Source organism: Brevundimonas sp. 'scallop', assembly GCF_011045535.1.
Taxonomy (GTDB): domain Bacteria; phylum Pseudomonadota; class Alphaproteobacteria; order Caulobacterales; family Caulobacteraceae; genus Brevundimonas; species Brevundimonas vesicularis.
Window position 1 is genome coordinate 809,998 of the sequence record NZ_CP039382.1, and the last position, 24,049, is coordinate 834,046.

Sequence of the window (24,049 nt, forward strand, 5' to 3'; positions counted from 1 at the left end):
GCGGCGCGGGGGACATAGGCGATGACGACGGAACCTCAGGCGGGCCAACCGGATCGCGGCCATCTGCTGCGCGTCCTGGGCGTAACGTTCGGCGTCGCCGTCGTGGTCGGCGGCGTCATCGGTCAGGGTATATTGCGCACCCCCGGCGTGGTCGCCGAGGGGGTTCAGAACCCCACGATCATCATCGCCCTGTGGTGCGTCGCCGGTCTGGTCGCCTGGATCGACGCCATGTCGACGGTCGAACTGGCCGCCTCGATCCGCAAGACGGGCGGCCCCTATATCTTCGCCCGGCGCGCCTTCGGGTCGTTGACCGGCCTCGCCGTCGGCGTCTGCGACTGGCTGGGCAATATGGGCGGCATCGCCTTCATCGCCGTGGTCTTCGGCGAATATCTGCACCGGTTGGGCGTCGCGACCAGCGTGCCCATCGGCGTCCTCGCCCTGTTGATCGTGGTCGTGGTGGGCAGCGTGCAATGGCTGGGCACCAGGGTCGGCGGTCGGTCGCAGGAGGTCGGCAGCGCGGTCAAGGCGGCCTTGTTCACCGTGCTGATCATCGGCCTTTTCCTGGCGCCGCGCGGCGCGCCCGTGGCGACCGAGATCGCGCCGGCGACGGCGGCGGCCCTGACCTTCGGCGGCATCGTCATGGCCTTGAGGGCTATTTCCGGTACCTACTACGGCTGGAACAGCGCCTCCTATTTCTGCGAAGAGGTCGTCGATCCGGGCCGGACCATCGCGCGGGCGACCTTCTCGGGCATCGCTGTGGTGACGGTGATCTATGTGCTCGCCAACCTGGCCTATCTGAACGTCCTGACGCCGGCCGAGATGGCCGGCTCGAACCTCGTCGCGGCAGATGCGGCCGGTCGGGTGTTCGGCGATGTCGCGGGCCCCATCGTCACGGCCATTTCGCTGGTGTCGCTGGTGACGATCATCAATGCGATGGTCATGGTGTTCCCGCGCGTTCTGTTCGCCATGGCGCGCGAGTATCAGATCTCGGCCCTGACCCGTGTCGCCGCCAACGGCACGCCGCGTCTGGCCCTGATCGCGACCGTGCTGGCCGGCGGGCTGCTGGCGACGATCGGGGTCTATGAGACCCTGCTGACCTTTTCGACGTCACTGCTGGCGCTGATGAGCGTGCTGGTGAACGCCGCCGTCATCGTGCTGAGGGTGCGCGAGCCCAATCTGGACCGGCCGTGGAAGATGCCGCTCTATCCCCTGCCGGCGATCATCGCCCTGGCGATCAATACGACCCTGTTCGTGATCTTCGTGGTCGAGGATCCTTTGACGGCCGGAAAGGCCTTTGGAATGCTGGCGGTCCTGATCGGCCTGGCCTGGCTGCTGGTCCGGCGAAAGCGCGCTGCGGCCTGATCGGCGCGCCCGGTAAGACCCCGTTAACCTTGAAGCCGCAAGGCTGCCGCAAAGGTCGGGGACGGTGAGGCCAAGACCGGCGCGCCAGCCGGACGTCCTCTCGTCGCCTTTCGGAGCGCCCTCCATGCATCGCCGCCAACTGATCCTTTCGGGCCTCGCCACCGCCGCCGGCGCCTCGTCGCTGGGCGGCTGCGCCTCGGCGCCGCCGCGCGATCCCAATTATCCGATCCGCTCGGACCAGACGGCTCAGGCCTACAGCTTCGATGAACTGGTTTCGGCCGGCTCGCGCGAGCTGGGCATCGCGGCTGAGGTCGTGGGCGGCGCGATCGAGCGCGTCTTCGCCGACCAGGGCGACCGCCCGACCGCCTATATCGCGGGCGAGGAAGGCTCCGGCGCCGTCGTTGTCGGCGCCCGCTACGGCCGCGGCGCCCTTCACATGAAGGACTTGTCGGCCTCTCAGGAAGTGTTCTGGCAGGGCGCGTCGGTGGGTTGGGACTGGGGCGGCAACGCCAGCCGCGTCTTCACCCTGGTCTATGGCCTGTACCACCCCGACATGATCTATCGCCGCTATCCCGGCATCGAGGGCTCGGCCTATCTGGTCGCGGGCCTGGGCGTGAACTATCAGCGCGCCGACGGCATCGTCCTGGCCCCCATCCGCACCGGCGTCGGCCTGCGCCTGGGCGCCAACGTCGGCACCATGAGCTATAGCCGCCAGCGCAATCTGCTGCCCTTCTAAGCGCGCTGGGCTCGCGACGCGGTCGCTCGCGGCTTGAGCGCGTGGCCGTTTCGCGGGTTAGCTAACCAATCGCAGCGGCGGCGGTGCGTCCATCAGCGTCGCCAGCCCTTCGCGCCAGCTGGGATAGGCGGGCCGCCAGCCCAGCTCGGCCTTGGCCAGGGCGTTCGAGACGCGCTTGGAGTCCAGATAGAAGCGACGCATCGCCTCGCTGACGCTGTCGTCGGTCCAGTCCACCTCTGGCGGGCGGGGCAGACCCATCCGGTCCGCCGCCCATTCCATCACCACATCGGCGGGCGACGGTTCGTCGTCGGTCAGATTGTAGGCGGTGCCCGGTCGCGGCTGCGCCATCGAGGCGAACAGGCCCGAGACGATGTCATCTACATGGATGCGGTTGAAGACCTGGCCGGGCTTCCTGACCAGCTTCGCCGTGCCTTCCTTCAGCCGCTCGACCACGCTGCGGCCCGGCCCGTAGAAACCGGGCAGGCGGAAGATCTGGACCGTCAGCCCCATCCCCTGCGCACCATCCAGCCAATCGCGTTCGGCCCGGACGCGGCGTGCGCCCTCCAGATTGGCGGCGTTCAGCGGCCCGTCCTCGAACACCCATCCGCCGGCCCGATCGCCATAGACGGAGGTGGACGAAACATAACCGATCCAGTCCGGCCAGGCGTCGCCCGCAAGGGGCCCCAGGGCCCGCAGACCGGGACAGCCTTGGGCGTCCGGCGCGGCGGTGATCAGGATCGCCGTCGCCGCCTCCAGCGCCGTTTTGAGGGCTGCCGTATCACCCGGATCGATGGCCATGATCCCGTCGGCCGCCATGGCGCGACGCCGCTCGGGATCGCGCGAGGTGGCGGTCGCCCGCCCGCCGCGCCTCATGGCCTCCAGCGCCGCCGCCCGTCCCAGATAGCCGCCGCCGAAGACCAGCAGATCGAGGGGAGGGGAGACGATAGGCATTACGAAACTCAGGCCGTCAGAACTTGGGAAGGCGGCGCGTCAACTGTCGGCCGCGCCTCATTTTCCAGCGCCTCCGCCCGGCGTTGGTTCCAGGCGGAGACGCATGGCACCCGACCCAGATCGGCCCGATCGGCATAGCGGCGGGCGATGTCCGTCACCTCGTCCATCAGACCCTGCGCCAGGGTGATCGGCTTGAGCCCCAGATCGCGGAACTGGTCGTTGGCGACGACCAGATCGTTCTCGTCGGCCTCCTGACGCGGATTGGCGACATTGTGGATTTCGGCGCCGGTCTTGTCGGCGATCATGGCCGCCAGATCGCGCACGCGGCGGCTCTCGGTCATCTGGTTCAGGATTTTGACGCGTTCGCCGCGTTTGGGCGGGTTCTTCAGCGCCAGTTCGACGCAGCGCACCGTGTCCTGAATATGAATGAAGGCCCGCGTCTGGCCGCCCGATCCATGCACCGTCAGAGGATAGCCGACCGCCGCCTGCATCAAAAAGCGGTTCAACACCGTGCCGTAATCGCCGTCATAGTCGAAGCGGTTGATCAGCCGTTCGTCCTGTTTGGTCTGTTCGGTCTGGGTGCCCCAGACGATGCCCTGGTGCAGGTCGGTGATGCGCAGATTGTCGTTGCGGGCATAGAACTGGAACAGCAGGGCGTCCTGCGTCTTGGTCATGTGATAGATGCTGCCGGGATTGGGCGGGAACAGGATTTCCTGCTCGGCGGGGCCGTTGTCGGTATCCACTGTCACCTTCAGATAGCCCTCGGGAATGCGCAGGCCTGCGGTGCCGTAGCCATAGACCCCCATCGTCCCCAGGTGCGCCAGATGAACGTCCAGGCCGCTTTCGACGATGGCGGCCAGCAGATGGTTGGTGGCGTTGATGTTGTTGTCGACGGTGTACAGCTTGTGCCGCGCCGACTTCATCGAATAGGGGGCCGCCCGCTGCTCGGCGAAATGCACCACGCTGTCGGGGGCGAAGTCGCGAATCAGGGCGACCAAGCGGTCGAATTCCTTGCCCACCGTCATGTTGACGAAGACGATGTCGCGGCCGGAGACTTCTTTCCACGCCTTGATCCGCTCGCCCATGGTGCGGATCGGCGTCAGGGACTGGACCTCCAGCTCGTTGTCGATGTTTCGGCGGCTCAGGTTGTCGATGATGGTCACGTCCCACCCTTCGGCCGACAGATGCAGGGCCGTGGGCCAGCCGCAAAAACCGTCGCCGCCCAGAACCAGCACGCGCATGGGATAGCCTCGTCGTCGTCTCAAAGGTCATGCCTAGCCCAGCCGGCGGGCTTGGCAAAGCGGCGCTGTGCAGGGTTCGGTGCGACGCATTGACGAATATCGCTTGGAAAGGCCGCCCACTCGGGTTAAGTCTCTGCCGTCTCCCACTCAATCGCAGCTTTACGGGCGCATACCCGGCTGTTCGCGGCTTGAGCCGGCCATGACGGTCGGTCCCGAAAGGACCGGCGCACCATGCGGGCGACAAGGCATTCCGACAGTTCGACAATCGGGGATCGGCCCCGAGCGAGACGGAACCACGAAACGGACGGAACCGGCCTTCAGGCTTTGGTCCGCCCCTGCACACGGTAGCGCGAATGAGAGATTTCAAGGGCATGAAGCGTCAGCGCGGACGCAATCGGAACAAGGCGGGCGCCAACAACGCCAACAACGCCAATCCGAATCGTTCGTGGGATTCGCAGGGCCCCGAGAACATCAAGGTCCGGGGCAACGCCCAGACGGTGTACGAACGCTATCAGCAGCTGGCCCGCGATGCGGCCTCCAGCGGCGACCGGGTGCTGGCCGAAAACTATCAGCAGCACGCCGAACACTATTACCGCGTCCTGCGCGCGCTCCAGCCGCAGCGGTCCTTCTCGGACATCGCCGCGCGCGAACAGTCCAACCAGGGCTTCGACATCGACTTCGAGGACGAATCCGGCGCCCAGGCCGCCGCCTTCGTCGCCGCCCAGCAGGCCGCCGACCGTCAGGCCGCAGAGGCCGCCGAACGCGCCGAGCAGAACCAGAACCGCGATCAGAACCGCGACCGCGATTACAATCGCGACCGGGACCGTGACAACCGCGACCGCGACCGCGACCGCGATCAGAACCGTGATCGTGACCAGAACCGCGACAGCCAGCAGCCGCGCGAACCCCGCGAGCCGCGAGAGGGCGACGAGGTCCGCGCCGAGGGCGAGGGCGGCGGTCGTCGCGAAAGCCGTCGCGAACGCTGGGAGCGTCGCCGCGAGGAACGCAATCGTCGCTTCGACAATCAGGAAAGCGCCCAAGACGGCGCTGAGGGCGCCGCCCCCGCCTACGGCGAGGCAGACCGCGCCGAAACCGTCAGCGAAGCGCCCGCCGCTGAAGCCCCAGTCGCTGAAATGCCCAGCGTCGAGGCGCCGGCCGCCGACGAACGGCCCGCACGCCGTCCGCGCCGCGCCGCCGCTGTCGCGGCGGACGAGGGCGACGCCCCGACCGCCCTGCCGGGCTTTTTGACCCGCGCGCCGGCGTCGTCGACCCCGGCCGAGCAAGCCGAAGGCGAGGCGGCCCCGCGTCGCCGTGCGCCGCGTCGCAAGCCCGAAGCCGCCGCAGCCAGCGAAGACTGATAGCAACCCAAGCGGGCGCATTTACCTGAATGCAACTCTGACGCGTCAATATGGCGCGTCGGAGGGGCGTCATGGATTTCGTCTTACTTGTCTTGTCCCTGGCGCTGGCGGGAACCTGCGCGGAGATCTGGCTCTGGCTTCAGGCGCACGGGGTCGCCGAGGGCTTGCGTCGTGAGAACGCCCGGCTCGAAGCCCGCATCGCCCAGCAGACCCAAGGCCTGCGCCGCGCCCTGACGACGGCCGACGGCGAGGTCGACCGTCTGACCGCCGAGCTTCGGACGCGGGACGAGATCATGCAGGCCCTCGGGCGCGAACTGCGTAGTCCCCTGACCACGATCATGGGCTTCGCCCAGTTGCTGCGCGCCGACGACCCGGCCAATCCCCTGACCGCGCGCCAGACTCAGTCCGTGCGTCAGATCGAGGCCGCGGCCGGTGTCTTGCTGGCCCTGATCGAGGAAACCGAAGCCTTCATGAGCGGCGGCGACGGCGGCGGTTCGCCTTCGCTGCACCGCGTCGATCTGCGTCTGGCGCTGCGTCAGGTCTGCGATGGGCTGGAGGCGCAGGCGCGGGAGGCGGGGGTGACGCTGGCCTGTCCGCCGCCCGCCCACGGCCTGTGCGTCATGGCCGATCCGGGCCAGATCCGCCGCATCCTGCGCCGCTTGGTCGAGAACGCCCTGCGCCATTCGCCCGGCGGAGGCACGGTGCGCATGGAGATGTCGCGCGCCGAGGACCGGATCGTCATCGCCATCCATGACGCCGGCATGATCCCCGTCGGTGCGGGCGACGACCGACCGTTCCGCCCGTTGGATGGTCACGACGCGAGAGGCGGCACCGCCCTCGGCGTCGCCTCGGTCCAGCGGTTGACCGAGCGGATGGGCGGCGCCCTGACCATGGCGCGCAACCCCGGCGCGGGCACGATCTTTTCGCTGAGTTTGCCGGCAGCCCCCGCGCCGGGTCTGGCGTCATCGCGTCAGGCGGTGGTGCTCTACATCGAGGACAATCCCGCCAACATCGCCCTGATGCGCCAGGCGGCGAGCGGCCTGGGCCTGACCCTGCACGCCGCGACGACGGGACCGGAGGGGTTGGATCTGGCGCGTGCGCTCAGACCCGACGTCATCCTGCTCGACATCGGCCTGCCGGACATGGACGGCTATGAGGTCAAGGCGCGGCTGGACGTCGATCGCCTGACGCGCCATGTGCCGGTCCTTGCGCTGACGGCGGCCGTATCGGCGCCGGACCGGGCGCGCGGTCGCGCCGCCGGCTTCGACGCTTGGCTGGCCAAGCCGCTGGATCTCGCGGCCCTGGCGGCGGCGCTGAATACGGCGCTGGGCGGCCCGGAGGTTGACGCCGACGGTCGCGAGAGGGCCTAAGAGGCTTAAGTTCGCCTGGTCGCCCCAAGGGAAGCGTCGATGTCCCCGTTCGTCTCGTTCCGCTCGCTCACGCGTCGTCTGGCGCCGCTGGCCGTCCTGTGCGCCGTCGCCGCCTGCGCCTCGACCCCGCCGCCGCCACCCCCGCCGCCGTCCGGCGCATCGGGCGCGCTGATGGACTGGCGCGGCGTCATCACCTCGGCCGACCGGGATCGCTATCGCCGCGTCGATGCCGCCTGGACGCTGGCCCTGCAACAGGCCAAGCGTCAGCGCGGCTCCGGCGACCTGAACAGCCTGGGCGATCTGATCGACCCCAAGGCCGACTGGCCCGGCGTCGCGCCCCTGCCCGGCGACTATCGCTGCCGCACGGTCAAACTGGGCACCCAGGGGGGCGAGGACGGGCTGGGCTATGTCGTCTACGGCTGGTTCGCCTGCCGCATCGAACAGACGCCGAAAGGCTTGAAGTTCTCCAAGCTAACCGGCTCGCAGCGCCCCTCCGGCCTGCTCTTTCCCGAAGACGACCGCCATATGGTGATGCTCGGCTCGCTGGCCCTGGCGCAGGAGCCGGCCGCCAACACCTATGGCCGCAACCCCGACCGCGATTTGGTCGCCATCCTGCAACGCATCGGCGAGGCGCGGTGGCGCCTGGTCCTGCCGTGGCCCAACACCGAATCCAATCTGGACCTGATCGAACTGGTCCCGGCGCCGCGCGGCTAAGGTTCGGCTGAACCTCGGGCGCCCTGTCACGTTCGGTCAGGACAACCGATGGAGACGCTGATGCGCCGCACCCCTTTGGCCGTTCTGGCCCTAATGACCACGACAGCCCTGGCGGCCTGTGGCGACAACAGTCCCGCCGCGCCGACCGAGGCCTCGGCCGCCGTCACCACCCCCGCGCCAGGCGTGCCGGCCCAGGCCGCACCTGAGGCGACGGCGACGCCGCAGTCTGCAGCCGCTTCCGACGAGGGGATGCAGGGCGGAACCGACTCCTGGCGTCAGGTCGCCAAAGCCGCCGACGCCAGCTTGCTTGGCCGGCTGGATCAGGCTTGGCGTATGGCCCGCGCCGAGGCCGAGGATGGCGGCTTCTCGCGTCAGGTGGAGGCTCTGGGGCCGCTCGCCGACCCAAACGCCGCCCAGACGGGCCGCATCCAACCCGGCCCCGGAACCTATCGCTGCCGCACCATCAAGATGGGCCGCCGCGTCGAGGGCCAGGGATTGGCTTATGTCGAATATCCCTGGTTTGCCTGTTCGGTCGAGCTAACGCCCGGCGGCGACCTAGTCCTGACCAAGACGACGGGATCGCAGCGCACGCGCGGCCTGATCTATCCCGACACCGACCGCCGCGCCGTCTATGTCGGCGCCCAGGCCTGGGGCGCCGACGAAAAGACCTTCCCCGCCTATGGCGACAAGGCCGAACGCGATCAGGTCGGCGTCATCGAACGCATAGGCCAGAACCGCTGGCGCCTGGTCCTGCCGTGGCCCAAGCAGGAAGCCAAGCTGGAGCTACTGGAGATCACCGGCTAGCGCGCGCCGGTCGAGCGGGCGATCGCGGCGCGCATGCCTTCGGCGTGAAGCGCGCCTGACGGGGCGATCTTGGTGTTCGGCGTTTCGCTGGGTCCCAGATCGGCGGTGCGATCGTCCGGCCCGGTCCAGGTCGGGCTTTCGGCCTTGCGACGAACGGCATCGCGCAGATTATCGGTCGCGGCCGCCCCGCCGGATTTAGGGCCGGATTTACGCCGGTCCATCTCATTGGCGACGCGGGCGATGGCCTCGGTCAGCAGCGCCTTCTTCTCGCGAGCGCCCGCATCTGGGCCGCTCTCTCCCGCACGAACGCGTCCTCGGATCTGACGCTGCACCCGGTCGCGCCGCGCGCGCAGCCGCCCGATCAGGTCGCGCAGTTCCGCAGGCGAACGCTCGGCCAGCGCCTTCGTCTGTTCGACCATATCCGTCTCGTCGCGATCCAGCGCGCGCGGGTTTGGGGTCTTGGACATGACGGTCTCCCTTTCGATTGATGGGAAGACAGCGTCAGGACGCCAGGGCCGTTCCGGTTTGCGACCCTGGGTCACAGGGTCGTCCGAGGTCACACGCGGGTCAGTCTCAGATCTTGATAGTCGTAGCTGAAGTCGATGTCGGGGCTGACCCCCTTCATCGTCGCGGTCGCCGGTTTGGCCGTCAGGATCGAGAAGGTGACGAAGGCGTCCTCCTCGCGCTTGTCCGGGAAACGGGTGCGGAAGGTCTCGCCGTCATACGGCTCCAGCCAGCCTTGCAGGGCGGGCGTGTGGGTGAAGCTCAGCCACAGGCCGCTCTTCCTGTTTCGGCCGCGTCCCTCGGTCTTGGGCGCAATGACGATGTCGCCGTACCACGGATCGCGCCAGGTCCCCGCGTAGGATTCCAGCGGCATGGACGGGGGCGCGCCGGCCGCCTGTTTGGCGTCGATTTCGGCTGCGGCGGCGATGGATTTCGCATTGCCTTCGGCCTCCAGCTTCTTGGAGTCTGAGATCCAGTCCACATCGACCTTGCCCATGCAGATGTCGGTGATGCCGGACCGCAAGGCGCGCAGCAGGAAGCTCTCCTCGGCGTTGGAGAAGACGCCGAAGCCGGTCTTACGGCCGGGGATCAGCACGGTGGCGGAAATCCCGCCGGGCGAGCCGCCGCCATGGCTGGCGATCCGCTCGCCGCGATAGTCCTGAACCTGCAGCCCCATCGCATAGGTCGAGGCGATGGATCGGTTGGGCAGTTCCGCCGTCGGGCCGGCCGACGAGCCGACGATGATGTTGGGGCGATACATCTCGCGCGCCGCATCTTCGGAATACAGCCGCGTCCCGTCCGCCAGCTTGCCGTCGTTCAGCCGCACGGTGATCCATTTGGCCCAGTCGGTTGGGGTGGTGCAGATGCCCCCCGCCGCCGCCGCCGAATCCCAGTTCCACACCTCGACGATGGACTTGGCGATCGGCGTCATCGCCCCCTGATAGCGCAGCGGCGGCCCGACCCGGCCGTGGGGCAGGGCGGACTTGGACGCATCGGCCAGACGCGCCAGCGGCACGGTTTCGGTCATCCCGACCTTGTCCAGGATGCGCGTCTGGATGAAGGCCTCCCAGCTCATCCCCGACACGGCCTCAAGCACTGCGCCTGCGACCACGAACATCAGGTTGCAATAGTGGTAGCGCGCCCGAAATCCGTCCTCAATCGGCACGAAGGCCGCCTGGGCCAGCACCTCGGCGCGGGTGCGGTCCGAGTTGGGCCAGAACAGCAGGTCGCCGGCGCCCAGGCCGAACCCGGCCCGGTGGCTCAGCGTATCGCGCACCGTGATGTGTTCGCCGATATAGGGATCGGACAGGGTGAAGCCGGGCAGATAGGTCCGGACCGGTTCGTCCCACTTCACCTTGCCCTCGTCGACCAGGATGGCCAGGGCGGCGGCGGTGACGTTCTTGGTGTTGGAGGCGATGGCGAACAGGGTGTGCTCATCGGCACGGGCCGGCTTGCCCTGAACCTTGACGCCATAACCGCGCGCCAGAACGGTCGCCCCGTCCTTGACCACCGCGACGCCCAGCGCCGGCTGATCCGGCCAAGCCGCCATGCACTTGGCCACATAGGCGTCCACCGCCGCCGCCAGCGACGCATCATCGTTCGCCGGCGTGTTCTGGGCGAACACTGGCCCCGCCGCCAGCGCCGCCGCGCCTCCGGAAGCGAACAGGGTGCGGCGCGACAGACGAAGGGACATGGCGAACTCCAGCGAAGACCGCCGGACGCTAGCGCCCCGCCAGCCCAAGGCCAAGCGCTGCTGACAAAAGGACGATTGACGATAAATATAAGCGCTTATATATAAGCCCTCATGTTGTCTGCATCACCCACCCTTGGAACGCTCTTGCGTCATCTGATCGATCTTCTGGATGGAGAGGTCGAGGCGGCCTATGCGGCCTCTGGCCTGAATTGGCGTCCCCGCTACACGCCGATCCTTCGCGTACTGATGCGCGACGGCGGGCAGTCGATCAAGGCCATCGCGCAGCAGATCGGCATCAGCCATTCGGCCGTCAGTCAGACCGTGACCCAGATGGTCAAGGATGGGCTGGTTCTGCTGAAGCCCGGCGCCGACGCGCGAGAGCGGATCGTGATGCTGACCGCCAAGACCGAAGCGATGATCCCGCGTCTGCAAGGGCAATGGGCGGCCGTGAACCAGGCGGCCGAGACATTGGACCAAGAGCTGTCGGCGCCCCTCTCCGGCGTGGTCAAGGAGGCCATCGCCGCCCTGACGGATCAACCCTTCGGCCAACGCATTCAGGCCGCTGCAAAGACGCAGTCGGCCGTCTAACCTCAACCCCTCCACCGGAATCTATCATGCAATCTAAGCTGCTCAGCGCCGCTGCGATGGCGCTCGCCCTGATGGGCGTCCAAGGCGTCGCACACGCTCAGTCCCGTCCGCCCGTCGCGGCCGCCACCCAGGCTGAATTGTCCGCGACCCAGCGCGCTGCGGTCCTGAGCGCGATCCGACAGGCGATTCAGTCCTCCTACGTCTTTCCCGACCGGGCGCCGGCGATCCTTGCTCGGTTGGACGCCGCCCAAACGTCCGGCCGCTACGACGTGCCCTCGCCCAACGAACTGGCGGGGCTGATCAGCGGCGACCTGCGCGACGCCAGCCAAGACGGTCACGTCTATCTGGAATATGCGCCCGATCGCTTCGCCGCCGCCTCGGCCGGCGCCGACGCGACCCAAGCCCTCTCAGAGATCGACGCCGCCGCCGCCCGTCGCGACAACCACGGTCTCAGCGCCATGGAAATCCTGCCCGGCAACGTCCGCTATCTGAAAATCGACGCCTTCCATTGGGTCTCGGACGAAACGGGCCGCGCCTACGACGACGCCATGCGGTTCCTGAAGGGCGGCGACGCGGTCATCATCGACCTGCGGGGCAATGGCGGCGGAGCGTCCGAGGCGGTCCAGTATCTGGTCAGCCACTTCCTTCAGGCCGGGACGCTGGAGATCACCTTCCTGAAGGCCGGGCAAGAGCCGGTGCAGACGCGCGCGCTCGACAATCTGCCCGCCGGGCGACTGAACGGCACGCCCCTGTATGTACTGATCGACCAGGCCTCGGCCTCTGCGGCGGAATCCTTCGCCTATGACGTTCAGAAGTTCAAACTCGGCCGGCTGGTGGGAGCCAAGACGGCGGGCGCCGCCAACAACAATGACTTCTTACCCATCGCGCCGGGCTTCATGCTCAGCCTGTCGGTCGGCCGACCCGTTCACGCGGTCAGCGGCGGTAACTGGGAGGGCGTCGGCGTGGCGCCGGACACCCCGACTTCCTCCGTCCAGGCGCTGGACGCCGCCCAGGCCGAGGCCCTGCGCGGCTTGCTGTCGACGACGACGTCCGACGCCGCCAAGACGGACTACGCCTGGGCCCTGACTGCGGTCGAGGCGCGCCTGAACCCGCCCGTGACCGACGCCGCCCTGCTGCAATCCGCGCCCGGCGCCTATCGCAACTATGTGGTCACGATGCAGGACGGCGCCCTGGTCGTCGCCCGGCCCGGCCACCCGCTGTGGCCCGCGCCGCGCAAGCTGCAAGCGCTGACCGCCGACGGCCTGTTTGCAGTCGAGGGTCTCGACGTCCTGCGCATCGGCTTCAAGGACGGCGCCCTGCAGCTGTGGTGGAAGGACGAGCCCGCGCCGCGCATCATCCCGAAGACCTGAGGTCTCTACGCCAGTCGCCAGCGTTGCAGCTTTTCCAGCACGTCGGTCACGATCTGGTCGCGGGTGAAGCCGGTGATGTCGTGGGGGCGTTCGCCTTGGCCGGTCTGGGCGGTCAGTCGCCATTCCAGCAGGCGGCGGCCTTCGGGCGTCTCGCGCTGGGTCACGGCGGGACGCGGACGCGAGCGAGCGCCCAGGCGATAGATGAAGGTGCGCTCGCCCTGTTTGACCGTCAGCCAGGCGACGCCGTCGTCGCGCCCGATCTCGGAGTCCGCCGCCTCGGCCTCCATGGCGGCGTGAACCGTTTCCAGCGCGGGCAGGCCGTGGCGCTCGATCTCATCGTTGATATCGCTGCGGCTGGCCGGGGCCAGGATGCGTTTCAGCTGCTGCGCTAGGGGCGCGCCTTCGGTCTCCAGACTGCGACCCGCGACGTCGGCGTTCATTTGGCGCACCAGGCCGATCGATAGCAGGATCATGATCAGGACGAAGGGCAGGGCGGCGGCCAGGGTGGCGGCCTGCAGTGCGCCCAGCCCGCCCGCCAGCAGCAGGGTGGCGGCGATCAGGCCCAGCAGCAGGCACCAATAGACCCGCTGCCAGCGCGGCGTGTCGTCGGCGCCGCCGGAGGCGATGGTGTCGATCACCAGGGCCCCCGAATCGGCGGAGGTGACGAAGAAGACCGCCACCAGCAGGATCGCCAGGCCCGAGGTGAAGGCCGCGCCCGGCAGTTGCTCCAGGAAGTAGAAAAGGGCGGTCGACAGGTCGGCCGAGACGGCGTTGGAAATCGCGCCTGCCGCCTGGCCCATGTCCAGGCTGATCGCCGTATTGCCGAAGACCGTCATCCACAGGAAGGTGAAGCCGGCCGGCACCAGCAACACGTTCAGCAGGAACTCCCGCACTGTTCGCCCGCGTGAAATCCGGGCGATGAACATCCCAACGAACGGCGACCAGGCGATCCACCAGGCCCAGTAGAACAGGGTCCAGTCCGCCATCCAGGCGCGCGGCTCATAGGCGTAGAGGGTGAAGGTCCGCTCGACGAAATGGCTGAGGTAGAAGCCGAAGTTCTGGACCAGGGCCTTGAACAGGAAGCCGGTCGGCCCGACCACCAGCACGAACAGCATCAGCAGCACCGCCAGAACCAGGTTCAGCTCCGACAGACGGCGCACCCCCTTGCCGACCCCGCTCATGACCGAGGCGGTCGCCGCCGCCATGACCACGACGATCAGCCCGACCTGAACCCAGGCCGTGTTGGGAATGCCCAGCAGATAGGTCAGGCCGCTGTTCATCTGCGACACGCCGAAACCCAGAGACGTGGCGATGCCGAACGCCGTGCCCCAGATGGCGAAGATGTCGACCGCATCGCCGATCGGCCCGTTGACGCGCTTGCCTAACAAGGGCGACAGGCCCGACCTCAGCGTCAGCGGCAGACCCTTGCGGTGCGCGAAGAAGGCCAGGCTGAGGCCCACCAGCGCATAGATCGACCAGGCGTGCGCCCCATAGTGGAAGAAGGTGATGCCCATGGCCTGACGCGCGGCGTCGAAGGTGCGGCCGGCGCCCTCGGGCGGATTGATATAGTGCTGGATCGGCTCGGCGACGCCGAAATACATCAGGCCGATCCCCATGCCGGCGGCGAACAGCATGGCCAGCCAGGACAGATAGGGAAAGTCTGGCTCGGCGTCGTCCGGCCCCAGCTTCAGCGCGCCCGTGGGGCCGATCGCCAGCACCAGCACCAGCCCCACGAAGGCGGCGACCGAGGCGATATAAAGCCAGCCGAAGGTGTCGATCACCCAGGCCTGAACACTCTGGAACAGGCGGTCGGATTCTCCCGGCGCGACGATAGCGACAAGGAGTAGCAGCGCGATGATGGCGCTCGCGCCCCAGAACACGCGGGGGTTCATCTTCGTGGTCAGCATCGGGTCAAAGCGTATGGCGAAGCTGACAGTTCCCAGCTTGGCCACAACCGCGCCGTCTCGATGAAGAAGATGTAACTTTGCGATTCAAAGTAACGTCGATAGTCAGGCTTATCGACGGGCGCAAACAGACGCCCGCGCACTCTTTCAGGATCGCCGGGGCATGACCTCTTCCAAACTCGTTCTCATGCTGGGTGCGGCCGCCGTCGCCCTGCCCGGCGCCGCTCTGGCTCAATCCCAGAATTCGTCCCAGACCGCCTCGCACACCCCGCCGCCGGCGACGACGAGCCAGCCCGCCGCCCAAACCCCGGCGACGGCGGCCCAGACGCCCGCGCCGCGCACTCAGACGACCGAACCGGCCCAGCAACAGCAGCCCGCCAGCGTCGGCGACGTGGTCGTCAACGCCCGCGCCAATGACGTGCGCACTTCGATCGACTCGGTCAGCTACAGCCTGGCCAACGATCTTCAGGCGACGACGGGCAGTCTGGCCGACGCGCTCCGCAACGTGCCGTCGGTGGACGTGGACCCGGAGGGCAATGTGTCGCTTCGCGGCGACGCCAATGTCACCATTCTGGTCGACGGCCGCCCGTCCGGCATCCTGACCGGCCCCGGTCGCGGTCAGGCCCTGATCCAGCTGCCGGCCAGCCAGTACGCCCGTATCGAGGTCATGACCAATCCGTCCGCCGCCTACAGCCCCGAGGGTTCGGGCGGGGTCATCAACCTGATCACCAAGCCCACGGCGCCCAAGCCGGGGACCCAGACGACCGGCTCGCTGCGCGTCAACGTCGGCGACAACGGCCGCTGGAACGCGGGCCTCAGCGGCTCGTACCAGAAGGATCGCCTGACCCTGTCGGGCGACGCCAGCTATCGCTCCGATCCGACCGAACTGACCTTCAACCGCGTCCGCGAACAGCTGGATCCGGTCACCGGCGCGGTAGTGTCGACAACGACGGTCGAACAGCCGGTCGAGTCCGAGCAGAACGGCGCCTTCGCCCGCTTCACCGCCGAATACAAACTGGACGACAAGACCCAGCTGACCGGCGAACTGCGCGGCGTGGCCTTCGACGGCACTGGGTCGGGCGACGGCCTGTATGAAACCCGCAACGCCGCCGGCGCGGTGACCAGCGCCTATCGCCGGGTCGGCGATTCCGACTTCACCTTCAACAACTGGGGCGCCACGGCGCGCGTTCTGCGCCGCTTCGACGGCGACGGCCACGAGTGGTCCAACGAACTGCGCTACGATTCCAACGCCAACGACACCACCAGCCAGACCCTGACCACCTTCCTGACCCCGGCGGGCGCGGCTCTGTACGAACGGACCAGGACCGCGGTCGATCAGGTGACCTGGGGCTTCACCAGCGCCTATACCCGCCCGATGTCCGACGGCGGCAAGCTGCGCCTGGGCTATGAGCTGAACGCCCAGCGTCCCGAGCAGGACGCCGAGTTCCTGCGCGGTCCCTCGCAGGCGGCCTTGGCGCCGGTTCCGGCCCTGAACAACCGCTTCGAAGCGACCCAGACGGTGCATGCCCTCTACACCACCTATGAGCGGCCGCTGGGCGAGAAGCTGTCGGCACAACTGGGTCTGCGGCTTGAGCAGGCGGACATCGAGATCAAGGATCTGACCGGCGGCGCCTCGGCGTCTCAGGACTATTTCCGCGCCTATCCGACCGCCCACCTCCAGTATCAGCTGACGCCCGAACAGACCTTGCGCGCCAGCTATTCGCGCCGCATCCAGCGGCCCCAGCCCAGCCAGCTGAATCCCTTCGTCGTTTATCAGGACCCGCTGAACGTCCGCTCGGGCAATCCTGATCTGGAGCCGCAGGAGACCGACAGCTTCGAGGCCATGTGGCAGATGCGAAAGGGCCAGAGCTTCTATCAGGCCACCGCCTATCTGCGGAACACCGACAAGGCCTTCACCGACGTGGCGTCCGACATCGGCGGCGGCGTCTTCCTGACCCGTCCGGAAAACCTGGGCTCGCGTCGCGACCTAGGCGTGGAGGCGACGGCGAACGGGCGTCTGCATCCGACCCTGCGCTACAGCGCCAGCGTCAACGTCTTCCGTCAGGAGATCGACTCGGGCGCTGTCGTCGGCGGCGGCGACCGCGAGGCCACCCTGGCCAGCGGCCGTCTCAGCCTGAACTGGCAGCCGACCGCCAAGGACTTCGTCCAGGTCTCCAGCTTCTGGCAGGGCGACAGCCTGTTGGCCCAGGGAAGGCGCGAGGCCGGCGGCATGGTCAATCTGGGCTATCGCAGGAAGCTGAACGAGCAGCTGTCGTTCAACTTCACCGCGCGGGATATCTTCAACACCTTCAACACCACGACCATCTACGAGACGCCGCAGTTCCGCGAACGCTCGGAGCAGGACATCAAGCTGCGGGCCTTCTACATCGGCCTGACCTGGAACTTCGGCGGTCCGCGCCGCCAGCCGGAACAGTTCGACTTCTCGACCGGCCCGACCGGGGGCTGACGACCTGACGGGAGGCGCGGGCTCAGGTCCGCGTCTCCCAGGCCAGCCAGGCGGCGACCACGATCAGGCCGCCGGCCATCACCGCGCGCAGGGCGCGACCCTGCATCCGGGGCGCCAGTCGCGCCGCGCCCGCGCCGCCGATCACGATCAGGCTGTGCACCAGGACGGCGACCGCCAGATGCAGGCTTCCCAGCGTCAGGGCCTGGCTCAGCGGCGCGCCGTGGTCCGGTCGCATGAAGGTCGGCAGCAGGGCGACGTAGAAGACCGCGGCCTTGGGGTTCAGCAGATTGCCCATCAGGCCGCGCACGAACAGGCCGCGCAGCGAGCGGCCGTCCGGCGTCGGCGCCGCCTCGATCGTCGGCGCGCGCCAGGCCTCCCACGCCAGCCACAGTAGAAACAGCACGCCCGCCCAACGCAGGCCCTGATACAGCGGCGGCCAGACGGAAAAGACCTCCGTCAGCCCATAGGCGGCCGCCAGCATCCACACCGCCAGCCCCAGGGTCACGCCCGCCACAGCCGCGAAACCGGCCAGCCGTCCCCGCGCCAGGGCGACCAGCGCCAGCCAGCCCATGTTCGGCCCCGGCGTCAGCTCGATCAGCGCCACGGCGATCAGAAAGGGGCCGACGACGGCCGGATCGACGGGCCAGGCGGAATGGGCGATCACGAGGCGCTCCTGTTCGCCAGAGCCTAGGCGCGCGGCGGCGAAACGGACAGCCCCGAAAGCCGCCCAGCGGACCCCTTGTGTGACCCGATCGTCACACCCACCTCGATCTCAACGGCGCGCTGCTTGGCAGAGGGCGCGCTGAAATCCATCCGCCTCCCGAGGGGACTGAAACCATGAATCTCGAACTCTATTCCGACCGCGCCAAACAGGCCGTCCAGTCGGCCCAGTCGCTGGCCCTGGCCCGCCGTCACCAGCAGTTCGCGCCCGAGCATCTGCTCAAGGTGCTGCTGGAGGAACGCGACGGCCTGGCCCGCAACCTGATCACCGCCGCCGGCGGCGACGCCCGCCGCGCCGAGGCCGATGTCGAAACCGCGCTGAAGAAGCGCGCCCAGGTCACCGGCGGCTCGGGCCAGCTCTATCTGGATGGAGACACCGCGCGCGTCTTCGCCGCCGCCGAGGCGGCCTCCAAGACCGCCGGCGACGCGTTCGTCACCACCGAACGGCTGCTGGCCGCGCTCGCCAGGGAAGGCGGGGTCGCCGCCGAGGTGCTGAAATCCTCCGGCGCCACGGCCGACAAGCTGGAGGCCGCCATCGCTGAGGTGCGCAAGGGCAAGACCGCCGACAGCGCCGGCGCCGAGGACGGCTATGACGCCCTGAAACGCTACGCCCGCGACCTGACCCTGGCGGCCCGCGACGGCAAGATCGACCCGGTCATCGGCCGCGACGAAGAAATCCGCCGCACCATCCAGGTCCTGGCCCGCCGCACCAAGAACAACCCCGTCCTGATCGGCGAGCCCGGCGTCGGCAAGACCGCCATCGTCGAGGGCCTGGCCCTGCGCATCGTCAACGGCGATGTGCCCGAATCCCTGCGCGACAAGACCGTCATGGCGCTGGACATGGGCAGCCTGATCGCCGGCGCGAAGTATCGCGGCGAGTTCGAGGAGCGGCTGAAATCCGTCCTGTCCGAGGTCTCGGCGGCTGAGGGCGGCATCATCCTGTTCATTGACGAGATGCACACCCTGGTCGGCGCCGGAAAGGGCGACGGGGCCATGGACGCGTCCAACCTGCTGAAGCCTGCGCTGGCGCGCGGCGAGCTGCACTGCGTCGGCGCCACGACCCTGGATGAATACCGCAAGCACGTCGAAAAGGACGCCGCGCTCGCCCGCCGCTTCCAGCCGGTCTTCGTTGCCGAACCGACGGTGGAGGACACCGTCTCCATCCTGCGCGGCCTGAAGGAGAAGTACGAGGTCCACCACGGCGTGCGCATTTCCGACAGCGCGATTGTGGCCGCAGCCACTTTGTCGAACCGCTACATCACCGACCGCTTCCTGCCGGACAAGGCCATCGACCTGATCGACGAGGCGGCCAGCCGCGTGCGCATGGCCGTGGATTCCAAGCCCGAGGCCCTGGACGAGATCGACCGCCGCCTGGTCCAGCTCAAGATCGAACGCGAGGCCCTGAAGAAGGAAACCGACCAGGCCTCCCAACACCGTCTGGAAAAGCTGGAGGACGAGATCGCCGATCTGGAAGGCCAGTCCGACGACCTGACCACCCAGTGGAAGGCCGAAAAGGACAAGGTCGGCCAGGGCGCCCAGCTGCGCGAAACCTTGGACCGCCTGCGCCTGGAACTCGCCAACGCCCAGCGCGCCGGCGACCTGGGCCGCGCGTCAGAGATCGCCTACGGTCAGATCCCCCAGATCGAAAAGCAGCTCGAAGAAGCCGAGGCCAATGAGACCTCCGGCAAGGGCCCCCTGACCCCCGAGGTCGTCGACGCCGAACAGATCGCCGCCGTTGTCAGCCGCTGGACCGGCGTGCCCGTCGACAAGATGCTGGAGGGCGAACGCGAAAAACTGCTCCAGATGGAGACTGCGCTCGGCGGTCGCGTGGTGGGTCAGGACGAGGCGCTGGCCGCCGTCTCCGACGCCGTTCGCCGCGCCCGCGCCGGCCTGAACGACCCCAACCGTCCGCTGGGCAGCTTCCTGTTCCTGGGCCCGACCGGCGTGGGCAAGACCGAACTGACCAAGGCGCTGGCCGACTTCCTGTTCGACGACGAGGCGGCCATCACCCGCCTGGATATGTCGGAATATATGGAGAAACACAGCGTCTCGCGCCTGATCGGCGCCCCTCCCGGCTATGTCGGCTACGACGAGGGCGGCGCCCTGACCGAGGCCGTGCGTCGTCGCCCCTATCAGGTCGTCCTGTTCGACGAGGTCGAAAAGGCCCACCCCGACGTCTTCAACGTGCTGCTGCAAGTGCTGGACGACGGCCGCCTGACGGACGGCCAGGGCCGCACCATCGATTTCAGGAACACCCTGATCATCATGACCTCCAACCTGGGCAGCCAGTATCTGGCCGATCAGGGCGAGGGGGACGATGTCGAGGCCGTGCGCCCCTTCGTCATGGACGCCGTGCGCGCCCACTTCCGGCCCGAGTTCCTGAACCGGATCGACGAGATCATCCTGTTCCACCGCCTGGGTCGCGACCAGATGGGCGGCATCGTCCGCATCCAGCTGTCACGCTTCGAGAAGCTGCTCGCCGACCGCCGCCTGACCCTGGACCTGGACGACAGCGCCCTGGCCTGGCTCGCCGACCGCGGCTACGACCCCGCCTATGGGGCGCGCCCGTTGAAACGCGTCATTCAGAAGGATCTGGTCGACCCGATCGCGCGCAAACTGCTGGCTGGCGAGATCGAGGACGGCGGCGTGATCGCCGTCACCGCCGGCGAAGGCGGGTTGGAGATCGGGAAGATGCGGGTGCATTAAAGCCAACTGGGCATTTAGATGATGGCCAATACTAGAGCTATTGACGTTGGAAAAAGAACATTGTCTTTTAAACTAGCTGGCTGGAGGAACACTGACTGGAAAAGCTCCGAGTATGGTTGTTCGCCGCTGAAAACTCGGCATCAGTGTCAGGATGGTCTTTCATCCTCACGTTCGTTGGTTTCGGGCTTACGTTCTGGCAAATTCAGAAAACTCGCTCCGCTGCTCGCGCAGCGGAAATAGCTGCTAAGCAGGCAAAAAGCGAAGCTTTGCGTTTTGATGCGGCATTTGAAGTAACCAGATTAGTTTCTTCTCTGAAAGAGAGCCTTAGACATATTGGAAGCGGTGGCTGGAACCACGCTGTCGATAGCTTGCGCGAGGCGCAAGTATCCGTAGTGCGGCTGCACGATCTACACGATCGGCTTGATGCAGCAGATCGTGCGACGCTAAATAGCATGGGCAATACCCTAACATTATTGCAGACTAAGATAATCCGAAGTCAATCAAAGGGTTCTCAGTCTGTGAGCGCACCCAAAGCGATTGAAACTCTTTCTGCGTTTCATCTGTCAGCGACGCGACTTAGGCTCAGGACTCATAGCCAGAATAGCACTGTAGCGGCGAGGGCGATGGCGGACAGGAAGACGGTCGGGCACCGATCGTAGCGGGTGGCGACGCGACGCCAGTCCTTGAGCCGGCCGAACATGATTTCGATGCGGTTTCGGCTTTTGTACCGGCGCTTGTCGTAACGGATAGGCGCGGTCCGGGATTTTCGACCGGGGATGCAGGGCGTGATGCCCTTGGCCTCCAAAGCGTCCCTGAACCAGTCTGCGTCATAGCCCCGGTCGCCCAGCAGCCATTGGGCCTTGGGAAGGCTGTCCAGCAGGGCCGCAGCACCGGTGTAGTCGCTGACCTGGCCTGCCGTCATGAACAGGCTGATGGGGCGTCCGTTCGCATCGGTTACGGCGTGAAGCTTGGTGTTCATGCCGCCTTTGGTGCGTCCGATGAGCCGCCCAAGACCCCCTTTTTTACCGCGAGGCTCGAAGCCGTACGGTGCGCCTTGAGATAGGTCGCGTCGATCATGAGGGTGCGCCGTTCGGCCTGAGCGCCGGACAGTCCCTCCATCATCCGGATGAAGATCCCGGCCTCGCTCCAACGCTTCCAGCGGTTGTACAGCGTCTTGTGTGGGCCATAGACCGGCGGCGCGTCACGCCAGCGAAGCCCGTTGCGGTTGACGAAGATGATCCCGCTCAACACCCGACGATCATCCACCCTGGGCTTGCCGTGGCTCTTGGGGAAGTGCGGCTGCAGCCGCGCCATCTGCTCGTCCGTCAGCCAATAGAGGTCGCTCATATCCAGTCTCCTTACAGAGCCTGAATCAGATCGAGCACATCACATCAATGGGTCCTGAGCCTAGCACTCGTTTTGAGAAAGTGGTCAAATGATCGAAGATGCCACGCAAAAACATAGAGTCTTGATCGAGGAACTTGCCCAAAATACGATCTATGAAACGATTAAATGGGTCGAGCCTCGTGTGTACGACGGAATTCGGACAACTCTCGGTGATTATAGCATTGAGATTTATGAACGAAATTCTGAGTTTTCGGAAAGTGACTATCACGTCGTTATTTTCGACGAGTGGGAATCTGAGATAGACAAATTTACAGATGTCGACATATCGCGTGGCGGATACGCGCCAACGCGCAATGCTGAGAGCTACTATGAGTTGATGGCAAATACGGTGCGGACGGCGAAGCGTCAGATGAAGGGCGCTGACAAAGCTGTCGATGCTATCATCGGTAAGCTCAAAGATATGATGCCCTTTTAAGGCAGCCTTGAGAGGGTGAGCGCTGGCGGTAGGTCAGAGCTATCCTTCTCCCATTGGGAGAAGGTGGCCGCGAAGCGGACGGATGAGGGTCGAGTGCTGAAGTCGGCGCGAGCCGTCGCAGCGGTCGGGCCGCAGAGGATGGCCGGGGACAGACGACCCTCACCCTTTCGCGCAAGGCCGCTCGCTGCGCTCTCGGGCGCTCAAGCCCTCTCCCAATGGGAGAGGGAGGTCATAGACCCAGCGTCTTCGCGCGGTCGCGGATGGCGGCGTCGATGCGGGCGGGGTCGGCCAGGGCTTCGGCGTTGGTGAAGCGGATGACGGTCCAGCCCAGCGCCTCGATCGCCTGCTGGCGATAGTGGTCGTTCAAGACGACCTCGTCGCGCTCATGCACTCCGCCGTCGATCTCGATGACCAGGCGCAGCGGCACGCAGGCGAAATCGACCACGAACCGGCCGACCGGGTGCTGGCGTCGCACTTTCCAACCGTCGACGGCGCCGTCGCGCAACCGCGCCCAGATCCGCTCCTCGGCTAACCCGCCGACTTGGCGCAGTCCGCGAGCGCGCGGCGTCAGGCGGTTGGTGGTCATGGGCGGCTCCTCTCGGCGCACCCTAACGCAGAGCCGCCATTCCGCGCATCTGCGACGGATACCGCCAACGATTTCAATACCCTGCCGCCCGCCAGCGTCATCATCCTGCACACGCCCTCAAACCGTGCGATCCTGTCTCGGTTCGTCCGCAGGGGACGCATCGCACGGTCGGGGAGGGCCAGATCAGACGAATTAGACGAATTAGACGGTGTTTTTGTCAGCCGACCGTCTGATCTCGGTCAGTCCTGCGGGATGGGATTGGTCCGGGGATCCGGGCCGTTGGTGACGACGCGGTCGCGTTCGCCCAGGTCCTTGATGATCTTGACGTCGGTGAAGCCGGCGGCCTCGAACAGTTCCTTGACCTGCGGGCCCTGATCGAAGCCGATCTCGACGGCGAAGACGCCCAGCGGCTTCAGGATGCGTTTCACCTCGGGCGCCAGGTCGCGATAGGCCTGCAAGCCGTCCGGGCCGCCGTCCAGGGCCAGGTGCGGGTCGTGATCGCGGACCTCCGGGTCCAGGGTCGCGATATGGTCGGTCGGGATATAGGGCGGGTTGGACAGCACCAGGTCGAAGCTGGCGTCGCCGAAGCCCGCGGCCCATTCGGTGCGCAGGAAGGTCGCGCGCTCGTTCAGGTCCAGGTTGGCGGCGTTCTCCTTGGCCACCGCCAGCGCCTCGGACGAGATGTCGGTGCCGACCCCGCGCGCGGCCGGCCGCTCGGCCAGAAGCGCCAACAGGATCGCGCCGGATCCGGTGCCCAGGTCGATGGCGTCGAAGGCCTCGGTCTTGCCGAAGGCCAGCATGGAGACGTCCATCAGGGTCTCGGTGTCGGGGCGGGGGCTGAGGACGTCGGGGGTGACGTTCAGCATGATCTTCCAGAAGCCCTTCTTGCCGACGATGCGCGAGACGGGCTCGCGCTTCAGCCGGCGCTCGACCATGGCCTCATAGGCGCTCAGCTGGTCGGCGGTGATGGGCCGATAGGGGTCGGTGAGGATGTCCATGCGGCTGGCGCCGGCGGCGGCCTCCAGCAGCAGGCGGGCGTCGATGGCGGGGCTGTCGATGCGGCCGGTCTTCAGCCGGGCCTGCGCCGCCTTCCAGGCGGTCAGCAGGGTCGGGGCGTCGGTGTCGGACTTGGGCGTGATGGGGTCGGTCATGG

Annotated in this window: 20 protein-coding genes; 11 read left to right on the forward strand and 9 right to left on the reverse strand. The window is 67.1% G+C overall.

The window, feature by feature from the left end:
- Positions 1-21 precede the first annotated feature (21 nt).
- Both E4341_RS03970 and E4341_RS03975 read left to right on the forward strand, forming a co-directional pair.
- The gene (locus E4341_RS03970; protein ID WP_165115336.1) at positions 22-1,362 is read left to right on the forward strand and encodes an APC family permease; all 1,341 of its coding nucleotides are present in this window, start codon (positions 22-24) and stop codon (positions 1,360-1,362) included.
- Between the two features lie 124 nt (positions 1,363-1,486).
- Entirely contained in the window at positions 1,487-2,098 is a 612-nt protein-coding gene (locus E4341_RS03975) for a DUF1134 domain-containing protein (protein ID WP_165115338.1), read from the forward strand.
- Positions 2,099-2,155: 57 nt separating this feature from the next.
- Here E4341_RS03975 and E4341_RS03980 read toward each other — a convergent pair whose 3' ends face one another.
- Together E4341_RS03980 and E4341_RS03985 are read right to left on the reverse strand one after the other, a co-directional pair.
- Entirely contained in the window at positions 2,156-3,049 is an 894-nt protein-coding gene (locus E4341_RS03980) for an SDR family NAD(P)-dependent oxidoreductase (protein WP_165115340.1), read from the reverse strand.
- Between the two features lie 8 nt (positions 3,050-3,057).
- Positions 3,058-4,290, reverse strand: a complete 1,233-nt coding sequence (locus E4341_RS03985) for an NAD-dependent epimerase/dehydratase family protein (protein WP_165115342.1) — start codon at positions 4,288-4,290, stop codon at positions 3,058-3,060.
- A 371-nt stretch (positions 4,291-4,661) separates the two neighbouring features.
- Here E4341_RS03985 and E4341_RS03990 point away from each other — a divergent pair, with 371 nt between their 5' ends.
- The 4 genes from E4341_RS03990 (at position 4,662) to E4341_RS04005 (ending at position 8,536) form a co-directional block, all read left to right on the forward strand.
- The gene (locus tag E4341_RS03990) at positions 4,662-5,648 is read left to right on the forward strand and encodes a DUF4167 domain-containing protein (RefSeq protein ID WP_240893612.1); all 987 of its coding nucleotides are present in this window, start codon (positions 4,662-4,664) and stop codon (positions 5,646-5,648) included.
- 71 nt (positions 5,649-5,719) lie between these two features.
- Positions 5,720-7,018: a hybrid sensor histidine kinase/response regulator gene (locus E4341_RS03995; RefSeq protein ID WP_165115346.1), complete on the forward strand. Its 1,299-nt coding sequence runs from the start codon at positions 5,720-5,722 to the stop codon at positions 7,016-7,018.
- Between the two features lie 39 nt (positions 7,019-7,057).
- Positions 7,058-7,732, forward strand: a complete 675-nt coding sequence (locus E4341_RS04000; protein WP_165115348.1) for a DUF4893 domain-containing protein — start codon at positions 7,058-7,060, stop codon at positions 7,730-7,732.
- A gap of 60 nt (positions 7,733-7,792) precedes the next feature.
- Complete coding sequence (locus tag E4341_RS04005) at positions 7,793-8,536, forward strand: DUF4893 domain-containing protein (protein ID WP_205751350.1); 744 nt, start codon at positions 7,793-7,795, stop codon at positions 8,534-8,536.
- Here E4341_RS04005 and E4341_RS04010 read toward each other — a convergent pair.
- Positions 8,533-9,003 (reverse strand): hypothetical protein, encoded by a 471-nt coding sequence (locus E4341_RS04010; protein ID WP_165115352.1) that lies wholly within the window; start codon positions 9,001-9,003, stop codon positions 8,533-8,535. The genes E4341_RS04005 and E4341_RS04010 overlap by 4 nt on opposite strands.
- 89 nt (positions 9,004-9,092) lie before the next feature.
- The gene (locus E4341_RS04015) at positions 9,093-10,733 is read right to left on the reverse strand and encodes a serine hydrolase (RefSeq protein ID WP_165115354.1); all 1,641 of its coding nucleotides are present in this window, start codon (positions 10,731-10,733) and stop codon (positions 9,093-9,095) included.
- A 144-nt stretch (positions 10,734-10,877) separates the two neighbouring features.
- On the opposite strand from E4341_RS04015, the gene E4341_RS04020 reads away from it, so the two are divergent.
- Complete coding sequence (locus E4341_RS04020) at positions 10,878-11,321, forward strand: MarR family winged helix-turn-helix transcriptional regulator (protein ID WP_233156434.1); 444 nt, start codon at positions 10,878-10,880, stop codon at positions 11,319-11,321.
- Positions 11,322-11,347: 26 nt separating this feature from the next.
- Positions 11,348-12,691 carry a S41 family peptidase gene (locus E4341_RS04025; RefSeq protein ID WP_165115356.1) on the forward strand — a complete coding sequence of 448 codons (1,344 nt, stop codon included), beginning with the start codon at positions 11,348-11,350 and terminating at the stop codon, positions 12,689-12,691.
- A 5-nt stretch (positions 12,692-12,696) separates the two neighbouring features.
- On the opposite strand, the gene E4341_RS04030 is transcribed toward E4341_RS04025, so the two are convergent.
- Positions 12,697-14,598: a BCCT family transporter gene (locus E4341_RS04030; RefSeq protein WP_165115358.1), complete on the reverse strand. Its 1,902-nt coding sequence runs from the start codon at positions 14,596-14,598 to the stop codon at positions 12,697-12,699.
- A 160-nt stretch (positions 14,599-14,758) separates the two neighbouring features.
- Between E4341_RS04030 and E4341_RS04035 the strand changes: the two genes are divergently transcribed.
- Complete coding sequence (locus tag E4341_RS04035) at positions 14,759-17,062, forward strand: outer membrane beta-barrel family protein (RefSeq protein WP_205751351.1); 2,304 nt, start codon at positions 14,759-14,761, stop codon at positions 17,060-17,062.
- A gap of 22 nt (positions 17,063-17,084) precedes the next feature.
- Here the strand turns inward: E4341_RS04035 and E4341_RS04040 are convergent, their stop codons facing one another.
- Positions 17,085-17,726, reverse strand: coding sequence for a LysE family translocator (locus E4341_RS04040; RefSeq protein WP_240893613.1), 642 nt, complete (start codon positions 17,724-17,726; stop codon positions 17,085-17,087).
- 173 nt (positions 17,727-17,899) lie between these two features.
- Between E4341_RS04040 and clpB the strand changes: the two genes are divergently transcribed.
- Positions 17,900-20,488, forward strand: coding sequence for an ATP-dependent chaperone ClpB (clpB, locus tag E4341_RS04045; protein WP_165115360.1), 2,589 nt, complete (start codon positions 17,900-17,902; stop codon positions 20,486-20,488).
- Between the two features lie 589 nt (positions 20,489-21,077).
- On the opposite strand, the gene E4341_RS04050 is transcribed toward clpB, so the two are convergent.
- Positions 21,078-21,835, reverse strand: a protein-coding gene (locus tag E4341_RS04050; RefSeq protein ID WP_156796487.1) for an IS5 family transposase whose coding sequence is annotated in 2 segments (ribosomal slippage) — positions 21,078-21,514 and positions 21,514-21,835 — 759 coding nt in all. Because the reading frame shifts where the segments join, the coding sequence is not laid out codon by codon here.
- Between the two features lie 88 nt (positions 21,836-21,923).
- Here E4341_RS04050 and E4341_RS04055 point away from each other — a divergent pair.
- The gene (locus E4341_RS04055; protein ID WP_165115362.1) at positions 21,924-22,310 is read left to right on the forward strand and encodes a hypothetical protein; all 387 of its coding nucleotides are present in this window, start codon (positions 21,924-21,926) and stop codon (positions 22,308-22,310) included.
- Positions 22,311-22,539: 229 nt separating this feature from the next.
- Here E4341_RS04055 and E4341_RS04060 read toward each other — a convergent pair whose 3' ends face one another.
- Positions 22,540-22,896, reverse strand: coding sequence for an endonuclease domain-containing protein (locus E4341_RS04060; protein ID WP_165115364.1), 357 nt, complete (start codon positions 22,894-22,896; stop codon positions 22,540-22,542).
- A gap of 239 nt (positions 22,897-23,135) precedes the next feature.
- Complete coding sequence (gene prmC, locus E4341_RS04065) at positions 23,136-24,047, reverse strand: peptide chain release factor N(5)-glutamine methyltransferase (protein WP_165115366.1); 912 nt, start codon at positions 24,045-24,047, stop codon at positions 23,136-23,138.
- Positions 24,048-24,049: the final 2 nt, after the last annotated feature.